Annotated in this window: 15 protein-coding genes and 1 pseudogene; 7 read left to right on the plus strand and 9 right to left on the minus strand. The window is 58.7% G+C overall.

Features of this window, described 5'->3' with window-relative positions; translation table 11 throughout:
* Positions 1-278 (plus strand): annotated as a pseudogene (locus tag T9A_RS16100) (cupin domain-containing protein); the annotation flags it as partial.
* A 54-nt stretch (positions 279-332) separates the two neighbouring features.
* Here the strand turns inward: T9A_RS16100 and T9A_RS16105 are convergent.
* The 5 genes from T9A_RS16105 to T9A_RS16125 all read right to left on the minus strand — a co-directional run bounded on the left by T9A_RS16105 (position 333) and on the right by T9A_RS16125 (position 7,697).
* Positions 333-1,313 carry a hypothetical protein gene (locus T9A_RS16105; RefSeq protein WP_035250540.1) on the minus strand — a complete coding sequence of 327 codons (981 nt, stop codon included), beginning with the start codon at positions 1,311-1,313 and terminating at the stop codon, positions 333-335.
* Between the two features lie 284 nt (positions 1,314-1,597).
* The gene (locus T9A_RS16110; RefSeq protein ID WP_035250543.1) at positions 1,598-4,741 is read right to left on the minus strand and encodes an efflux RND transporter permease subunit; all 3,144 of its coding nucleotides are present in this window, start codon (positions 4,739-4,741) and stop codon (positions 1,598-1,600) included.
* 11 nt (positions 4,742-4,752) lie between these two features.
* A complete protein-coding gene (locus T9A_RS16115) occupies positions 4,753-5,961 on the minus strand; it encodes an efflux RND transporter periplasmic adaptor subunit (RefSeq protein WP_232222153.1) in 1,209 nt (402 codons plus the stop codon).
* A 142-nt stretch (positions 5,962-6,103) separates the two neighbouring features.
* A complete protein-coding gene (locus T9A_RS16120) occupies positions 6,104-7,336 on the minus strand; it encodes a TolC family protein (protein WP_035250551.1) in 1,233 nt (410 codons plus the stop codon).
* Positions 7,337-7,403: 67 nt separating this feature from the next.
* Positions 7,404-7,697, minus strand: a complete 294-nt coding sequence (locus T9A_RS16125) for a hypothetical protein (protein WP_035250560.1) — start codon at positions 7,695-7,697, stop codon at positions 7,404-7,406.
* 138 nt (positions 7,698-7,835) lie between these two features.
* Here T9A_RS16125 and T9A_RS16130 point away from each other — a divergent pair, with 138 nt between their 5' ends.
* The 4 genes from T9A_RS16130 to T9A_RS16145 all read left to right on the plus strand — a co-directional run bounded on the left by T9A_RS16130 (position 7,836) and on the right by T9A_RS16145 (position 11,063).
* Entirely contained in the window at positions 7,836-8,258 is a 423-nt protein-coding gene (locus tag T9A_RS16130) for a PaaI family thioesterase (protein ID WP_035250562.1), read from the plus strand.
* A 191-nt stretch (positions 8,259-8,449) separates the two neighbouring features.
* Complete coding sequence (locus T9A_RS16135; protein ID WP_035250564.1) at positions 8,450-8,899, plus strand: response regulator; 450 nt, start codon at positions 8,450-8,452, stop codon at positions 8,897-8,899.
* Positions 8,900-8,944: 45 nt separating this feature from the next.
* Positions 8,945-10,390 (plus strand): PAS domain-containing sensor histidine kinase, encoded by a 1,446-nt coding sequence (locus T9A_RS16140; protein ID WP_232222154.1) that lies wholly within the window; start codon positions 8,945-8,947, stop codon positions 10,388-10,390.
* Positions 10,380-11,063 (plus strand): DUF6901 family protein, encoded by a 684-nt coding sequence (locus T9A_RS16145; protein ID WP_035250567.1) that lies wholly within the window; start codon positions 10,380-10,382, stop codon positions 11,061-11,063. The genes T9A_RS16140 and T9A_RS16145 overlap by 11 nt, the downstream gene beginning before the upstream one ends.
* 26 nt (positions 11,064-11,089) lie before the next feature.
* Here the strand turns inward: T9A_RS16145 and T9A_RS16150 are convergent, their stop codons facing one another.
* Positions 11,090-12,151 carry a transporter substrate-binding domain-containing protein gene (locus tag T9A_RS16150; RefSeq protein ID WP_232222155.1) on the minus strand — a complete coding sequence of 354 codons (1,062 nt, stop codon included), beginning with the start codon at positions 12,149-12,151 and terminating at the stop codon, positions 11,090-11,092.
* 29 nt (positions 12,152-12,180) lie between these two features.
* Here T9A_RS16150 and T9A_RS16155 point away from each other — a divergent pair, with 29 nt between their 5' ends.
* Positions 12,181-12,651, plus strand: a complete 471-nt coding sequence (locus T9A_RS16155; protein WP_035250571.1) for a cupredoxin domain-containing protein — start codon at positions 12,181-12,183, stop codon at positions 12,649-12,651.
* A gap of 215 nt (positions 12,652-12,866) precedes the next feature.
* On the opposite strand, the gene T9A_RS16160 is transcribed toward T9A_RS16155, so the two are convergent.
* Positions 12,867-15,944, minus strand: a complete 3,078-nt coding sequence (locus T9A_RS16160) for an efflux RND transporter permease subunit (protein ID WP_035250574.1) — start codon at positions 15,942-15,944, stop codon at positions 12,867-12,869.
* A 12-nt stretch (positions 15,945-15,956) separates the two neighbouring features.
* Positions 15,957-17,117 carry an efflux RND transporter periplasmic adaptor subunit gene (locus tag T9A_RS16165; protein WP_035250576.1) on the minus strand — a complete coding sequence of 387 codons (1,161 nt, stop codon included), beginning with the start codon at positions 17,115-17,117 and terminating at the stop codon, positions 15,957-15,959.
* A gap of 123 nt (positions 17,118-17,240) precedes the next feature.
* Between T9A_RS16165 and T9A_RS16170 the strand changes: the two genes are divergently transcribed.
* Positions 17,241-17,888, plus strand: a complete 648-nt coding sequence (locus T9A_RS16170; RefSeq protein ID WP_035250578.1) for a TetR/AcrR family transcriptional regulator — start codon at positions 17,241-17,243, stop codon at positions 17,886-17,888.
* Between the two features lie 210 nt (positions 17,889-18,098).
* Here T9A_RS16170 and T9A_RS16175 read toward each other — a convergent pair whose 3' ends face one another.
* Positions 18,099-18,779, minus strand: a complete 681-nt coding sequence (locus tag T9A_RS16175; RefSeq protein ID WP_035250579.1) for an outer membrane beta-barrel protein — start codon at positions 18,777-18,779, stop codon at positions 18,099-18,101.
* Between the last annotated feature and the right edge of the window lie 37 nt (positions 18,780-18,816).

Genomic DNA, 18,816 nt, shown 5'->3' on the forward strand with positions numbered 1-18,816 from the left:
CCTCCATCGTGCGGTATGCCCCGCACAGTGCGTTCTCATCACACACCCATAATGGTGGTGAAGAATTTTTGGTATTGGAGGGGGTATTTTCGGATGAACATCAGGACTACCCGGCAGGCACCTACGTGCGCAATCCTATTGACACCTCTCACACTCCGCGCATCGGCAAGGAAGGCGCAACGATACTGGTGAAACTGCATCAGTTCGATCAGGACGACACCGAGCAGAAAGTTATCGACACCCTGAACACGCCCTGGCGACCGGGGCTCGTGGAGGGGCAGGCATTCTAATTCGGGACACGCATAAATTTAATCAAAAGAAATCCTCATCAATCAGCATGCGATTAGGTTTTGTCCCGACACCCATTTACGGCCTGTCGAGGCGGCATAGGCTTTCAATCTTTCCAGGCTGCCGACCGCAACAGGCAGTCTCTGCTTGCGCGGCTGCATATGCCGCAGCCAGGCTCTTTCATCAATACCAAGGCGATCCAGAACCCCTGCGGCTCGCTCCGAGATTGCACCACGCTTGTCTACACGCACCGCCCTTCCCGTACTGTCCACGAGCTCCAGATAGTCCATCAACCGAAAACGGCAAACCGTATCATCGTCTTCAACTTCCACTGTCTCACTATCCACCATCGGTAGCAGGCGAGGCATTTTCTTCGTTGCGTGGCGACACTTAACCTCGCTGGCTCGTTGTTTCACCGAGGTATAATCCGAAGCTTCAGGAGTACTGGCCATATCCGCCCGAACAGGATTGAGGTCCACATAGGCCATACACTGGAATAGCGCCTTTTCATCCAGTAACGCCTGGCACTTGTAACGACCTTCCCAGAAGCGTCCCTTACAGCAATCCTCTTCATTCGCCCGCCGGGCGAGGTATTCATTCAGGCATTTCATGAACCAGCCAAGATCATAAAGCCGCTCCCGCCATTGGCCGACGATCTCAAGCGCTTTCAATGCCTCACCATCCGCTGACTTCCCGCTCAGCCAGCGCTTCACAATCAGTGGCCCACTGAATAACCGCATCCATCGCTCAGCGACTTCAGTATCGGACCAGGCCTGCGCCTGCTTCTGATTGAGCCGAACAACAACGTGATAGTGATTGGACATTACCGCATAGGCACAGAGATCAATGGCAAACACCTCGCCCAGCACCGCAAGGCGATCCACCACCCATTGGCGGCGATGCTCGTAATCCTGGCCGGAATAGTGGTCCTGACCACACAGAAAGGCTCGCCGCACACAGCGACAGATGCAGTGATAGTAGGGAGTGGAGTCCAGAGAAACCTGGGTATAGCGAGCACGAGTCATGGAGCGCCTCCTTGCTTATCCATGACATCAATGTACTGACCTTAAAGACAGTCAAGTATCAGACATCGTGCATTTTCAGCGTAGGAGATCTTCCAATTTATGGGTGTCCCTTATTTTTCCTTAGTGCGTCAAACAATCAGCATCAATCACAATGAACTTAAATGAAAAAGCCGCCAAACCGGCGGCTTTTCCGCCCCAGGCAAACATCAACTTAATAATGCCTGCGAGGGGTGAGTTGTGACTTGATTATTAAACAGTCTTCATAACTGGTCAAATCGCCCGCCTCACCGCCTTAGATCCTCGACGTTTCCCTTAGAAAACACCCCATAAAGACTCGGCAACACCAACAACGTCAACGCCGTGGCCGATACCAGCCCACCCACAATCACCACCGCCAGCGGCCGCTGCACTTCACTGCCCACGCCGGTGGCCAGCAACATGGGAATCAGCCCCAGCATGGAAGTGAGCGCGGTCATCAATACCGGGCGCAGGCGGGATACGGCGCCTTCGAAGATCGCGGTCTCCAGCGCTTCGCCATCACGAAGCCGATGATTGATGGCTTCTACCATGACCACACCATTGAGCACCGCCACCCCGAACAGGGTGATAAAGCCCACGGAGCTGGGCACGGACAGGTATTGGCCGCTGATCGCCAGGGCGAGGATGCCGCCGATGAGGGCCAGGGGCACATTGACCAGAATGAGAGCCGCCTGGGCCACGGAACCGAAGGCGAAGTAGAGCAGCAGGGCAATCAGGCCCACGGCCACGGGCACCACCATGGCCAGGCGTTGCTGGGCACGCTGCTGGTTTTCGTATTGGCCGCCGATGTCCACGCTGTAGCCGGCGGGCAGGTCGACGTCGCTGTCGATGGCCTGCTGGATGTCGGCCACTACGGAGCCCATGTCGCGACCAGCCACATTGGCCTGGATAACCACGCGGCGTTGCACGTCATCGCGGCTGATCTGTGGCGGGCCGGAGACCAGGGATACGTCTGCCACATCCATGAGGCGCACCCAGGCACCGTCGGCGGCTTTGAGGCGCAGGTTGCGGATGGCTTCGGCGTCCATGCGGGCGTTTTGCTCCAGGCGCACGTAGATATCGTAGCGTTCGTTGCCATTGATCACCTGCCCGGCGCTGCCGCCGCCCAGGCCGTTGCTGACCAGGTCCATGACCTGATCCACACTCAGGCCGTAACGGCTGAGGGCGTTGCGGTCCGGGGTGACCACCAGCTGGGCTTCCCCGGCGATCTGTTCCAGTTGCACGTCGGTGGCACCCTCCACTTCCTTGACGGCCTGGGTGATGGCTTCGCCTTTCTCCTGCAGCACGTCGAGATCCGGGCCGAACAGTTTGATGGCGAGCTGGGCCTTTACGCCGGAGAGCAGTTCGTCCACGCGCATGGCGATGGGCTGGGAAAAGTTGAGCAGCAGGCCGGGGTGTTTTTCCAGTTTCTGCTGAATCTTTTCCTGTAGCTCAAGGCGATTGCTGGCGCTCTCCCATTCATCTACAGGCTTGAGACCGATATAGATTTCCACGTTGCTCACCGGTTCCGGGTCGCCACCGATTTCGGCACGCCCTACCCGGCTGAGCGCGTAGGTGACTTCCGGGAAGGCCATGATTTCCTTCTCCAGTTTTTTCCCCACGTCCAACGCAGTATCAAGGCTGGAGGACGGCGCCAGCGTCACACGTAACGCCAACGTCCCCTCTTCCAGTACGGGCACGAATTCAGTGCCAATAAACGGCGTGGTAGCCAGCGCCAGGGCAAACAAACCCACCGCTCCACCGACCACCACTTTACGGGCCTGCATGGCTTTGCCCAGCAGGGTGCGATAGCGGGCTTCCAGCCACTGCATCAGTTTGTTGGGTTTTTCTTCCACGCCATTACGGAACAGGAACCCGGCCAGTGCCGGCACCACGATCAGCGCCACCAGTACGGCGGCGGTCATGGCAAGCATGATGCTGATAGCCATGGGCACGAACATCTTCGCTTCCACCCCCTCGAAGGCGAACAGGGGCAGGAACACCACCAGGATAATGCTGGCGGCAAAGAACACCGGCCGCGCCACTTCCTGGGCGGCGTCTTTGACTCTCAAGGCAATGCCGCCCTGTGAGTCGTGACTGCCCTCTTTCTGACTCAGGTGTTTAAAGATGTTTTCGACCATCACCACGGAGCCATCCACCAGCATGCCGATGGCCACGGCCAGGCCACCCAGCGACATCAGGTTGGCGGACATGCCCAGGCTTGCCATCGCCAACAAGGCCAGGCCGATGGAGAGCGGAATGGACAGCAGCACCAACGCGGTGGCGCGCAGGTTCATCAGGAAAAGAGCCAGCACGATGACGATAAACACGAAGGCCAGCAGCAAGGCGGTGACCACGGTGCTCACCGCTTTTTCCACCAGATCCGCCTGATCGTAGAACACCTCGAACTGCACACCGTCCGGCAGGGCCTGCTGGATGCGCGCTTCGCGGGCCTTGATGCCATCGATGGTGGCCTTGGTATTGGCGCCCATGCGCTTGAGCACGATGCCGGCCACCACTTCGCCCAGGGCTTCCGGTTCGCCGTTGGCATCGCGGCGGGTCATGGTGAGGGCGCCCTGACGAATCTCGCCGCCGAACTCCACCTTGGCCACATCTCTGACGCGCACCTGGGTGCCGTCCACTTCCTTGAGGGGAATGGCGGCGATATCACCGAGCCCTTGCTCACCGCTGCCTACCCAGCCCATGCCACGAATTACCAATTGCTCGGCGCCGCGATCCAGATACCAGCCACCGGCGTTGCGGTTGTTGGCGGCGATGGCGTCCATGACCTGTTGCAGTGACAAGTCGTAGGCCAGCAAACGGGTGGGGTTAACGTTGACCTGATACTGGCGCACTTCACCGCCATAGCTGAGCACATCGGTGACGCCGCCCACCGGCATCAGCAACAGTTTCACCACCCAGTCGTTGAGGCTGCGCAACTGCATGGCATCCACATTGGAGCCCGGCTCGGCGGTGAGCAGGTATTGATACACTTGGCCCAGGCCGGAAGTGTTGGGGCCCATTTCCGGGGTACCGACGCCGTCGGGGATATCTTCCCGTGCCGCCTGCAAGCGTTCGAACACCAGCTGGCGGGCGAAGTAGATATCCGTGCCTTCCTCGAACACCACGGTAACGATGGACAGGCCGGTCTTGGAGATGGAGCGCACCTCGGCCACCTGGGGCAACGCGTACATGACCGCCTCGATGGGATAGGTGATCAGTTGCTCCACTTCTTCCGCAGCCAGGCCTTCGGCTTCGGTGTTCACCTGTACCTGGACGTTGGTCACGTCCGGGAAGGCATCCAGTTTCAGGTTGGGGAGTTGCCAGCCGATCACGCCGATGGTGATGATCAGTAGTAGCAAGACAATGAGGCGGTTGTTCACCGCCCAATCGACAAGTCGATTAAACATGACGGTGATCCTCAGTGATTGTGAATATCGAAACCGGACTTGGCCATTTCACTGGCCAGGAAAAAGGCACCACGGGTGACCACGCGTGTGCCCGGTTTCATGCCAGTGACGATGCGGCGGTTTTCCAGTTGGCCGTTGAGTTGGATTTCCACGGGTTTGTAGTAACCCGGCTCTTCTTCCACGAACAGTTGCCAGTCGCCATCGGCGCTTCGAGTGAGCGCCTCTTCGGGCACGGTGAGCGCATTGTTGGGAGCAGCCAACGACAACGCCACATCGGCGAACATGCCCGGGTGCAACAGGTGGCCGGCATTGGGGATGGCCACGCGTACGGACAGGGTGCGGGTGACCGGGTTCAGGCGGTGGCCGGATTGGATCACTTGGCCGTCCACGGTGGTGTCACCCACAATGACCCGCGCCGGGGTGCCGGTGGCGATCTGCAGACCCGGCGTGGGAGGCAGCGCCGCTTCTGCCCACAGTTCGGATTCATCCACCAGGGTCACCAGGGCGCTGCCGGCGGTGAGCCACTGGCCTTGCTGAAAAGCATCTTCCAGCACCAGGCCGTCATCCGGGGCGGTGAGAGTGTAGACGCCCTTTTCGCTTTTGCCGGCTTCGATGGCAGCGATGGCTTCGTTATCCAGGCCATAGCCTTTAGCGCGGGCGCGCAGGGCCTGATAGTCGCCACGGGCATCCAGGTAACGCTGGTTGCCCACGGTGCGACGGCCCAGATTGTTGACCCGCCGCCAGGCATCGGCGGCCACCTGCAAATCACTTTGCAATTGCGCCATGGCCGGGCTGAACAGGGTGGCGATGGGCTCGCCCTTTTCCATGTGCTGACCCAGGGTAGCGCTGCGCGATTGCACCTGGGAGTCGATGCGTACCGGTACTACCCAGGTGCGATACTGGTTGCTGATAATTTCTGCCGGGACGGTCAGGGTCCGGGTGGCGTTGGGTTCCGGCTGCAGGGTGATGACCTGCAGGTTCAGCATGTTCTGCTGTTCGGTGGTTAGCTCCAGGACCGTTTCTTCCTCATGGGTATCTTCGGAGGCATCACCGTGGTCATGGCTATCGTGGCCGGCATTGTCGTCCGGTGCCAGTTGCTGGGCATGCTGCTGTGTTTCGTTGCTTTCGTTGTGGGCATGGGCGTGGTTTTCTTCGCCCCAGGCGGGGAGAGATAACGTCGCCAGCAGCGCTATCGCCAATGGCTTTTTCTGAAGTTTCATTTTGATTTTCATAAAATTTCCAATTTTTTTGTAGGAGCGCCGTTAAGGGCGCGAAGAAGTTGGCACCGCTTGTCGCAGAAACCATTCGCGCCTCAAGTGGCGCTCCTACAGCAATTGTTAAGGTCAGTCGTAACCTGATGGATTAGTTCGCCAGCTGATTCAGCCAGTCGTTGAGCTGGGCACTTTCCCGGAGCCATCGGACCCAAGCCTGTTGCATGGCTTCGCGCAGGGCGATACCGGACAGGCGGGTATCGAGACGCTGGTTAAGGGCCTGCAGGTAGTTCTGGGTGGTGAGCTCGCCTTGTTGCCAGACCCTTTCCAGCAGTGCGTCGCTGCGGGCCAGGGTGTCGCCGGTCAGTTGCTGCCAGGTTTGCCAGCGCTCACGACGCTGCTGGTAATCGCGCAGGGCACCGTCCAGGCGGGCGGCGATATCGGCGCGGGTTTTCTCCAGCAGGGCACGGCGGGCGTCGCTGTCGGCCAAGGCGGCCTGGTAGCCGGCTTTGCCGGTATTGAACAGTTTCAGGGGCAGGCTGATGTCCACGCCCCACAGGTTATCGTCGCCTTCCTTGCCGACACTGACACCCAGGGTGGGATCGGCCCGGCGCTGCCGGCCCGCCACGGTGGCGTCCTGCTCGGCCAGCGCCAGCTGCTGCTGGGCCAGACGCAGATCGAAGCTGGCCGGCAAGCGTTGTGAGGCATCGGTACTGACGGCAACCGCCTGCCAATGGCGAGCCGCCGGTAGAGGTTGGCCCGGCTGGGCACTGGCCAACACCTGCCGCAGCCGGGTGGCGGCAGCGGTGGCGTCACTTTCCGCTTGCGCCAGGGTCTGCTGGGCCTGGGCCAGCGATAGCCAGGCCAGCTGTGCATCCACCTGCCCCAGGTCACCGGCCTGTTCGCGGCGGCGTATCAGCTCGCTGAGTGCAGACAGCTGCTGTTCCTGTTGTCGGGTGGCCGCCAGGCGGGTACGGGCGGCATCGAATGCCACCAGGGCATTGAGGCTGTCGGCCAGCAGGCTGGCGCGGGCCTTATCGGCGCGCAGTTGTGCCAGGGTGTCGCGTACCACTACCGCATCGCGGCGGGCGCGGGCCTTGCCGGACCAGTCCAGGGTCTGGCTGAGGCCCACGGTTCTGGTGGTGTCGGCACTGTCTTCATAGCCGATGTTCAGTTCCGGGTTATAGAGCGGCTGGGCCGCATCGCGGTTTTCCGCCATCCAGCGCTCCTGCTCGGCATTGATGGCCCGACTGGCGGGCAGGCGGTTGAGTTGTTGCTGCAGCCAGCCGGCCCACTGGCCGGGGGGTGTTTCTGCCTGCGCGCCGGTGGCGCATAGCAGCAGTAGCAGTGCGCAACGGCGCACTACTGCGGACAGACTTTCCATGGGAAAGCTCCTGATCGATTATCCGAAATCTGTCGCGCTCAGGCGCGACACGGGGTCGGGAAAACGATCAGGCGATGGGAGGGCGGAACGGATTGTCAGCCGGGGCATCCGGCAAGGGAGGGCGCAGCGCCAGCACCCGGGCCGGCGGTGCGGGCAACCGTGCGGGGGCGCAATCCGCGCTGGCCATGAAACCATGGCACTGGCAGCAGTGATCACCACCGGCATCGAGCACATCCAGCTGAGCGGGAGCGGCGTCGAGCTGCTCCATGGCCACGTCGGCATCGTGCTCATGATGCATGGCATCAAGCACCAGCACGTGTGTGCAGATGATCAGCAACAATGTCCAGACCAGTGCTTTCATGGTGCCAGCCGTGGGTTAAGGGGGTTCTACTCTGCGGATAGTGAAGACCCCGGTCAAGGGATTTAGTTTCATTCGGTCATTCACAGCCCGCATCGCACGAGGCAGAGTAATAGCCCCCTTTACCTGACGAGAGAGACCATGAGCCGCCTGGAAGAAGTCCATGATTCCGTTCTTGCCCACCCCCTGCATAGCGCCTGCGAGCTGGAATTGCTGAGCGCCGGCGAAGGCCGCAGCGAGGTGCGTTTTGCGGTGAACGATTTCACTGCCAATCCCATGGGCGCCCTTCACGGCGGCATTGTCTATGCACTGATGGACGTGGCCTGTTTTTTTGCGGTGGTGCCGTCGCTGTCCGAAGATCAGCAGCCAGTCACCGTCGAAACGCACAGCAGCGTCCTGCGTGCCGCCATGAAGGGCGAAAGTGTGGTCATCCGCGCCCGGCTGGATCGACTGGGCCGCACCCTGGCAGCCATGCGCGCGGAAGCCCTGGCGGTGAATGCCAGCGGCGAAGAGCGGCTGATTGCCACCGGCTCGGTGACCAAGGCCATTACCACTGTCCGCTAGCGACGATTTTCCGAAATCGGGACATCCCTGACCAACGGCAGAACAGGCAGCATGACTGGGACACAGCACGGCCTGCCATCAATTGTCAGCACCGACACCGGCGAGTATCGTCAAAGATGACGGCCCGGCGCAGCCTCCCCCAATGCATTATTTAGCACTGCGCCCACAAGGCCAAGGATGAGGATCGCGATATGTATCAGGTCATGCTTGTCGATGATGAGGATTACATCCTCAAGGCCCTGAAGCGCACCATCAACGCGTACACCGACTGGGACGTGGAAACCTACCAGGATCCACGAGAAGCCTTACGTCGGGCACGCACTACCGTTTTTGACGCGGTCATTACCGATTACATGATGCCGGAGATCAACGGCCTGGAGCTGTTGCAGGAACTGCGCGATATCCAGCCGGATACCATCCGCATCCTGCTCACTGGCGTGATTGATATTGAAACCGTCATGTCCGCTATCAACAAGGCCGGCGCATTCCGTTTTATTCCCAAACCCTGGGATGACGAACAACTACTCGACAATATTCGTGAAGGACTGAAGTTCCGGGATATTCTTCTGGAAAATCGCATCCTGGCGGAAACCGTTCGCGAACAGAAAAAAACCCTGCGCAGTCTTGGCTATGAAAGCTGATCACGGCTAGCCAAATACGGGAAGGCGTTTTCCATGGAAAGCATCATGAACAAAACCGATATCGGTTTCGGCATGGAGGCACAAGGACTGTTCCTGGTCTCCTCCACTGTCATTCTCCTTATCATTATCTTCTTTCTCTATAAAACCTATCGCACTTCCATCAATGTGGAAGCCAAGCTGTCCGAGTTCGCCTCCCTGACAGACAACCGTTTCGGGCGCAAAATGCATCTGATCGAGGTCAATGCGGACGAATACAAGCTCAACAAAAGTTTGCTTGGGCCTCTGGCACGTATCATTGATGAATACTGTGTGCTGACCACAGACAGCCAGGGCACCATCACGTTTGCCAATGGCAAGTTCCTGTCACTCAGCGGCCATACCTTTTCCCATCTGGTCAGCAAAAACGAAAGCATCAATCATCCACAAGGCCATGACAGCTGCCTCCCCATCATGCAGTGCAAGCATGCGGAGAACGGTGTCTGGAATGGCGAGGTCTGCAATCAGCGCGCGGATGGCAGCCTTTACTGGATGAACATGTTCCTGTTCCCGCTTTCCTATATTTCGGATGAGGACGATGGCTACATTTACTTCGGCACGAACATTACCGATATCAAGACAGAGAACAATCAGCTGATCCAGGAGGTCAAGGAGAAGGACCAGAAACTAAGCCATGTGGAAACCATGCTACTGCACTCTGAAAAAATGGCATCCCTGGGCACTATCTCTGCGGGCATTGCTCATGAAATCAACAACCCGATTGCCATGCTGTCATCCAACCTGAATCGCTCTCGGGAATATATGGATGCCATGTCGAAAGTGATCAGCGGTCTGCAGAAACGCATCAGCGAAGAGAAATTCGAGCAGTTTCTTCAGGCTGAGACCAAACTGAAAATTGATCACAAGAAACTTCGCTTTATTCTGGAAGACCACCCCGCGCTGATTGATGAAACCAGCGAGGGCATTGAGCGCATCAAGCAGATCATCCGCGACTTGAAAAACTTCTCTCACAATCAGCCGGAATTCTTTTCACCTACCAACATTGCCACCTGCATCGCCACGTCGCTGAATCTGGCCAAGCACGAGCTGAAAAACCGTATCAATGTCACCCATACCAACCTGGAAACCCTGCCATTGATTCCTGGCTCGGAAAGCCAGCTTTCACAGGTTTTCATGAACCTGTTCGTGAATGCGGCACAGGCTATAGAGGGCAAAGGCACCATCACCATTACCGCGGACTATGACGATCAGTGGTGCACCTTGAAGGTGGCCGATGACGGGCCCGGCATAGCCAGCGAGACGCTGGAGCAGATCTTCGAGCCTTTCTACACCACCAAACCCATCGGCAAGGGAACCGGGCTGGGGCTGTCGATTTGTCATGACATCATTCGCCATCATGGCGGCGCCATGACCGTGGAAAGCCACCCAGGTACGGGTACGGCTTTCTTTATCAAGCTGCCACTGAAACAGTCTGAAAAAGTTCATGCAGCCTGATTATGCGTACACCCTCACCACACCGGAAGGCGGGCAGCAACGCATTGCCATCGAGCTCGTCGATGACACCATTGCCATACCGGACAGTTTCACCCCGCCTGCATGGGCAGAGCTGACTTACCATCAGTGCAGCCACTGCCCGCTGGAAAAAGAGACGCATCGCTATTGCCCCATCGCGCTCAACCTGGCTTTTCTGCTGCCGGAGTCGGCGCTGGGTGACTCTTTTCAGCCGGTTTCCGTGCAGGTGGAGACGCCACAGCGGCAGTACAATCAGACCAGCACTCTACAGCGGGCGCTCAGCTCTCTGTTTGGTCTGATTTGCGGTCTCAGCGACTGCCCACACACGCGTTTTCTGCGCCCGATGGCCAGATTCCATCTACCGCTCAGCAATCAAACGGAGACCCTGGTGCGCACCGCCAGCTTGTATCTGCTACAGCAGTATATGAATGGCCATCAGGAGAACGACAAGTCACTGGCAGATCTCAACGCGCGCTACGCAGCGCTCAACGAGTTGAACCGTTGCTTTACCAAACGTTTGCGCGGCAAACGTCAGTCCGATGCGCCCATCAATGCCCTAATACTGCTACACGTGACGGCCCGGGAAATGCATTGGAATCTGGAGGAGGAACTGGCAAGCCTGGCGCCGCTGTTTGGTGATGACAGCGACGCCTGAAGCTTGTTAGTGACGGGGGCTCAGGACTACTGGTCTGCACCAAGATAACGATTCAGCACCAGCCGCCAGTCCTGAGAAGGCACGATATCAAGCATGGCCTGATCAATAGGTTCACGCAGCTGGCTGCCATTCGCCACCGCGAACGCATAGCTTTCCTCGCGTACCAGCTTGGGCAACACCAGCACCTGGGAGGTTTCCCGTTCGCGCAACATGTAGCGCATTACCGGGGCATCTGCCACGAGCGCGTCCACCTCACCAAGCACCACCGCACGCATGGCCTTTTCCAGGTTCGGGTATGGGCGGTAGTTGAGCCCTTCGCCCACCAGCCATTGCTCGCCACTGGTGTTTTCCACGACCGCAGTGTCCACCCGGGGCAGATCACCAGCCCCGGCCACCCGGGTCTGCAACTGGTTGACGGTGACGCTGGAGGCGATGGCGGCGGTGAAACCGGAAATGGTGATGATGCTGACGAACATCCACACCAGCCCGATAACGCGCCCGGCGGCACTGACCGGTGCCTTGTCACCATAGCCCACGGTGGTCATGGTCACTGCCGACCACCAGAAGCCGCTGCCGATACCCTGGCCCACGGAACCACCGAACTGTTCCGGGTTTTTCTTGCGTTCAAACAGCCACACCAGCAGCCCTACCAGCAGCAACACCAACCCCAGGGCGAGCACCGCGGAGAAGAACTTCCAGGAAAACAGACCTTGCAGGGTGGTCATCCAGCCGCTGGCTTCGGTGCGCGTGGCAATACCCAGGCCGCCCCGATACATGGGCTGGGTGAAGTCCAGCCGCCGCTCCCGGTCGGCGGTGACACTGATCGCGCCAATGGCCACATCCGCCTGGCCCAGCTCTACCGCTGCCAGCATGTCGGACACCGTCTTGTAGGGGCGGAAGCGGTATTCATAGCCGGCCTGCTCGGCGATCTGTTCCCACAGCTCAACGCTGACACCATCCCAGCGATCACCATTCTGGAAACTGAATGGCGGCGAGGCCTTCACTGCCACAGTGAGTGGTGCGGCACTGGCGCACGCCACCCACATGCACAGGCAAGCCATCAGCAAAACACGTATTCTTGTTCTCACAGAGATCCCTCCATTTCATACACGATGCCATGCCTGACCGACTGACATACCCTATTCTTTTGCTGCTGGCCGGCACGCTGTCTTTATCGCAGGGTAGCGGGGCCCATGGCTTTCTGCCAGACGAGATCCCCATGGCGGCGGGCACGGCACTGCGAAACCCGGTGGATTTACCTATCCTGGCGGCGAGTTTTTACAATTCCTGGACGCCAGCCCGCCTCGAGATCCCGCATCAACACAGTGTGCGGTTAAGCCTGACAAACCTCAGTGATGATTGGCACCTGTTTGCTCTGGGAGATGACACAGCTCTTCGCGACCAGGATCTGATCCACAAGTTGATGCCGGATCTGCGCAAGGATTACCCCAACACCCGCCTGAGCGAGCCGGGCACGACGGTAACCTTGCCATGGCGATTTGACCGGGCAGGAACCTTCAGCCTCCGCTGTGTAAGGGCGGCGCATCAGGGTGACGGGGCCGTGCTTTCCATTCAGGTGCATGAATAGTTGAAAGTTTAAAGCTCAAAGTTGAAAAGCGCGGGCCGGGCCCATTATTACGGAAAGGCTGCGCCCGCGTTCCACCTTAAGCAGAAACGCGGAACCAAAGATCCCAGCAGGCAACGCCATTTTTCGCGTTTCCACTTTGAGCTTTAAACTTTTAACTGAAAAAAAAGCCCCGGCAGTACCGGGGCAAGGGGAAGCCGGTGATGACCGGCATTTCATCAGCGTTCGTTGTGTGTAACAGGGGCGTGCTCTTCCTTGACGCGGAACCAGGCGGCATAGAGTGCCGGCAGAAACAGCAGGGTCAATGCTGTTGCCACGATCAGCCCACCCATGATGGCTACTGCCATGGGGCCGAAGAAAACGCTGCGTGACAGCGGAATCATGGCCAGTACAGCGGTCAGGGCAGTCAGCACGATAGGACGGAAGCGGCGCACGGTGGATTCAATGATGGCATCCCAGGTGCTGAGCCCCTGGTCCATGTCCTGGCCAATCTGGTCCACCAGAATCACCGCATTGCGCATGATCATGCCGGCCAACGCAATGGTGCCGAGCATGGCCACGAAACCGAACGGCTTCTGGAAAATCAGCAGGAAGAAGGTCACCCCGATCAACCCCAGCGGTGCGGTGATAAACACCATTAGCGATAACGGCATGCTGCGCAGTTGCAGCATCAGCAAAGTGATCACCACAAGGATGAATAACGGCATACCGGCATTCACTGATTTCTGCCCGCGAGCGGATTCCTCCACGGTGCCGCCCACTTCCAGCAGGTAGCCCGGTGGCAGATCGGCACGTACCCCTTCCAGTTGCGGCATGATCTGGCTGACCAGGGTGGCCGGCAGGGCATCGTCCTTCACGTCGGCGAGAATGGTCACCGTCGGGAGACGGTCGCGATGCCAGATAATGCCTTCCTCGAAACCGTACTCCAGGGTGGCAATCTGGTTCAGCGGTACGCTGCGGCCGCTGTCGGTCTGTACCGCCAGGTTGCCGAGCAGTCCCAGGGCATGGCGTTCGTGGCTGTCGCCGCGCACTTCCACATTGATCAGCTCGTTATCTTCCCGGTACTGACTCACTGCCACACCCGACAGGGAAGCCTGCAGGGCAGTGGAGAGCTCTGCAGTCGTGATGCCCAGCGTTCGTGCACGATTCTGGTCCACGTTCAGGCGCACCACCTTGCTGGGTTCTTCCCAATCCAGATGCACGTTCTGGGTGTGAGGATTATCGCGGACATGTTCTGCCACCCGCCGGGCCAGTTCACGAACCTGGGGAATGTGCTCCCCGGAGACCCGGAACTGCAATGGATAGCCCACCGGAGGCCCGTTTTCCAGCCGCGCCACACGGGTACGGACCATGGGGAAATCCCGGTTAAGGATCTCTTCCAACCAATCCATTACCTGTTCCCGCTCCTCGATATTGCGCGTCAGAATAACGAACTGGGCCACCGAAGCCGCCGGCAGTTTCTGGTCCAGGGACAGGTAATAACGGGGGGAACCACTGCCCATGTAACCCACGTAGTTTTCTATCAACTCGTTCTCAGCAAGCATGGCTTCCAGACGCAAGGCTTGCTCCTGGGTGGCGGTGAGCGAGGCACCCTCCTCCAGCTTCATGTCTACCATCAGTTCCAGCCGACTGGACGACGGGAAGAATTGCTGGGGCACCAGGCTGAACAACAGTAGGGAAAACACGAAGATCCCCACGGTCAGACCGATAACGGTTTTGCGGTAGCGCACGCACCACTCCACCACGTTACGAAAGCGCTGGTAGAAGGGTTTCTGATAAGGGTCGTGCACGTCGCCACTGGCATCGCGTTTTGCCAGGTTCGGCAGCAGCTTCTCACCCAGATAGGGCACAAATACCACCGCCGTAATCCAGGAAGCCAGCAGCGCAATGGTCACCACCTGAAAAATCGAGCGGGTGTATTCCCCGGTGCTGGATTGTGCGGTGGCAATAGGCAGAAAGCCGGCAGCGGTAATCAGGGTGCCGGTGAGCATGGGAAAGGCGGTACTTTTCCAGGCAAAACCAGCGGCCTTGATACGGCTGAAGCCCTGCTCCATTTTAATCGCCATCATTTCCACGGCGATGATGGCGTCATCCACCATCAGGCCCAGCGCCAACACCAACGCGCCCAGAGAAATCTTGTGCAGGCCGATGTCGAAATACTTCATCGACACGAACGTCATGGCCAACACCAGCGGGATGGACAGGGCCACTACCATGCCGGTACGCCACCCTAGCGAGAAAAAACTCACCAGCAGCACGATCACCAACGCTTCTATCAGTACCTGAACAAATTCACCGACGCCGGCTTCCACCGCCGCCGGCTGGTCGGAGACCTTGCGAAGCTCCATACCCAGCGGCAACGATAGCTGTAGTTCCCGGAAAGCCTGGTCCAGATTTTCGCCGAGGGCGAGTATGTCGCCGCCTTCTTTCATGGACACGGCAATACCAATGGCATTCTCGCCCATGAATCGCATGCGCGGCTGGGGCGGATCGCTGAAACCACGATAAACGGAGGCAATATCACCCAGTTTGATGGTGCGGTTGTCCACCTGGATGGGGAAGTGACGAATGTCTTCCACGCTGGTGAATTCTCCAGACACCCGCAGGCGCACCCGACTGCTTGGGGTTTCAAAGAAACCCGCGTCGGCCACCGCATTCTGCGACTGCAACGCCTGCTGCACGGTGACCAGGGGAATGCCCAGGGACGCCAGCTTGGTGTTGGAAATTTCCACCCAGATCTTTTCGTCCTGCAGGCCGACCAGCTCCACCTTGCCCACATCGTCCACCCGCTGCAGGGCCAGCTGCAGGCGGTCGGCGTAGTCTTTCATGATGGCGTAGTCGAAACCCGGGCCGGTGAGGGCGTAAATATTGCCGAAGGTGGTGCCGAATTCGTCGTTAAAGAAAGGCCCGCGCGCATCCTGGGGCAGGGTATGGCGAATATCACCCACCTTCTTGCGCACCTGGTACCACAGGTCCTTGATCTCCTTGGAGCGCATTTCGTCACGAGCCATAAACATGACCAGCGACTCACCCGGGCGGGAGTAGGACGTGATGCGCTCGAAGTCACCGGTTTCCATCAACTTCTTTTCGATACGCTCAGTGATCTGCCGGGAGACTTCTTCAGCGCTGGCGCCGGGCCACTGGGTATTGATGGTCATCAGCTTGAAGGTGAACGGCGGGTCTTCGCTCTGCCCCAGGCTGGCATAGGAGATCGCTCCCATGACGCCGAGAAGAAGCATGGCGTAGAGCACCAGAGCGCGGTTCTTCAGCGCCCATTCCGAGAGATTGAATGACATGGTGGTACTCCCCTATTCGCTCTCGGTCTCGGCGTCGACATCCGTTTCCGGGCCAGCCGAGTCAGCACTCGCCAGCTCGATCTGTCGGTTCTGGCGATCCACGGGGATCACCGTTTGCCCTTCACGCAACAGATGGGTGCCTGCCGCTACCACCCAGGCATCCGCCGACAAGCCGGACAGTACCGGTACGGTTTCCGCGCTATAGGGGCCGGTTTCCACGGGGGTTTTCACCAGCGAGGTGTCATCGGGATTCACCACCCACACATAGCGCTGGTCCCCTTCCGCAGTGACGGCCGGCAGGGGGAGGGTGAGCACGCCATTACCGGCAACACCACTTGCCACCACCCGTGCCGACTGGCCCAGGTCTGCGCCCACATCATCGTTGTCGAAGGCCACCCGGGCTTCAAAGGTCCGCGAACGCGGGTCCGCCGACGGGGACAGCTCCCGCAGGGTGCCGGGGAACACCTTGCCCTTGCGTGACCACAGCTCGATAGCCACCGGCATGCCGATCACGAAACGACCTACGTCCTGCTCCGGCAGGTCGATACGCACTTCCCGGTCTCCATCGACCGCCAGCACAAACACTGGCTGCCCGGCAGCGACCACCTGGCCGGCTTCCGCCCGGCGCTGGGCGATCACCCCATCCTGGGGCGCTTGCAAGGTGGCGTAGTCAGTCTGGTTGCGGGCCACATTCAGGTTGGCGCGGGCCTGGCGCAACTGAGCCTGGGCTGCATCGAAACGACTCTCTACCGCATCGTACTGGGAGCGGCTGATGACCTGGCGTTCCAGCAGCGCCTGATGGCGATCCAGCTCGGTGCGGGCCAGCTTGTGGTCCGCCTGGGCGGAGGCAAAACGGGCACGGGCCGCATCCAGCTGCAGGTTCACATCATCGGTATCGAGGGTGGCCAGCACATCGCCCTTGCTGACGCGATCGCCCACATCCACCTTGCGCTGGCTGATCTTGCCGGCAATACGAAAGCCCAGCTCCGGCTCGTAGCGGGCGCGGACTTCGCCGGGGAAAACATCCTGACTGGCCCCGGCGGTCAGCGGCTGGACCACCAGCGCCGGACGCGGCGCTTCGGTTTTCCCTGACTCTGCATCGGAGCAACCCTGCAGGCCGAGAGCCCCCACGGCTCCGACAATCAGCCCCGATATCAACAATGAACGAAACATGGCAGCTACCCTCTAGCCTTGCTAACCCGTGTATACCTCGAAAGCCACCGACGGCGACCTTTCCAGTATGCTATACTGTCCGGTATAGTAATTTTATTAAACTGAACCGTCCAGTATTGAAATATGACCGAGATGACAGACACCTCAGCCCCTGCCGCCCGTGGCCGCCCCAAGGATCCAGCCAAGCGTGCTGCCATTCTGAATTCCGCCAAGAAACTCTTTGTTTCCCAGGGGTTTGCCGGCACAAGCATGGATGCGGTGGCCAAGGAGGCCCAAGTCTCCAAACTGACGGTTTATAGCCATTTCAGCGACAAGGAAACGTTATTTTCCGCGGCTATCGAAGCGAAATGCCAGAATATGCTGCCGGTGCCGATCTTTGAGCTGGACGAAAACCAGCCTCTACGCACTACCCTCACCAAGATCGGCCTGGCTTTTCTCGAGCTGATCCACAGCCCGGATGTCGTGGCGCTGCAACGGCTGATGAACAGTCAGGCTACCCAGGACCCGGAAATGTCCCGGTTGTTTTTCGAGGCGGGCCCGCTACGCACCCTCACCGCCATGGAAAATCTGATCCGCAGCGCCAATGCCTCCGGTCAGCTTGACGTCAGTGACCCCAAGCAGGCATCGGAAAACTTCTTTGCCCTGTTGCAGGGCTGCCAGCACATGCGGGTGATGATCGGCTATCAGCCGCCGATGACTGCCAGCGAAGCTCAGCCCCATGCGGAACAGGTGGTGAGTTTGTTTTTGCAGGCGTACGGGACAGGCAGTTAAGAGTTAGTAGTTCGCGGAATGGTCCCTGCTGGCACTGAAAACAAAGAGGCCGCGTTCCTGGATGGAGCGCGGCCTCTTTTTTAAAACCAAAAAGACACTCGATCACTAAACTGGTGAAATAAAATTATCCGTTGAATGATAAAGATAGAAGTATTTTTCCTGGAGCAAGAAGAAAAACGGGATCCGAAAGCGGATCCCGGGTCAGGATGATCAGAAGGATTTCCTTACACCAATGGAGAAGTGATCGTAATCCACGTCAACCTTGGTATTGCCAACCTCGGCTTCGTGACTCGCATCCACATAACCCAGCACCAGTTCAGGCGCATCCGGTGCAAATGCAATAGCCACATCCAGACCTAGCAATTCCGGATCAATATCAACACTACCCGGCCCCACGCTAGCATCAGTATCGGTATCGCCCATATTGTACCAAAGGGATGCTGTCACCATATCAAAGTTGGCCCGAGCACCCACTTCAAAGCCGAACCCTTCGCCTGCAAAACTTGTCAGAGTGGGGCGACTAAAGCCTACTGCGCCATAGAGATCCACCACATCGGCAAGCGGAAAATGTGCGCCCACGCCAATAAATGTCATGTCATTTAGCGCAGTATTCTCAACACCGGTAAGACCGGCGCCCTGATCATCGTCATAGTCCAGCGACAGATGTCGCCCCAGGACCATGACATAATCACCCACTTCAAAACCGCCTTGCAGCCCAAAACCCTGCTGAAGGTCTAATGAGTCCGACAATCCTCCACTGCTAACTTCCGAGTCACCGGATACAACATAGTCGAACTGCACGTAATTGAAAGAAGGCGCTTCAGCCATGGCAGTCTGGCTGATGGCACCGGCAAGCGCGGCAATCGCAAACACTGAAATTTTCTTATTCATGACTTTCTCCCTGATTAATAAAAGTGAACCAAGGCCA

Origin of the sequence: Alcanivorax jadensis T9, from assembly GCF_000756655.1 — a bacterium.
Taxonomy (GTDB): Bacteria; Pseudomonadota; Gammaproteobacteria; order Pseudomonadales; family Alcanivoracaceae; genus Alcanivorax; species Alcanivorax jadensis.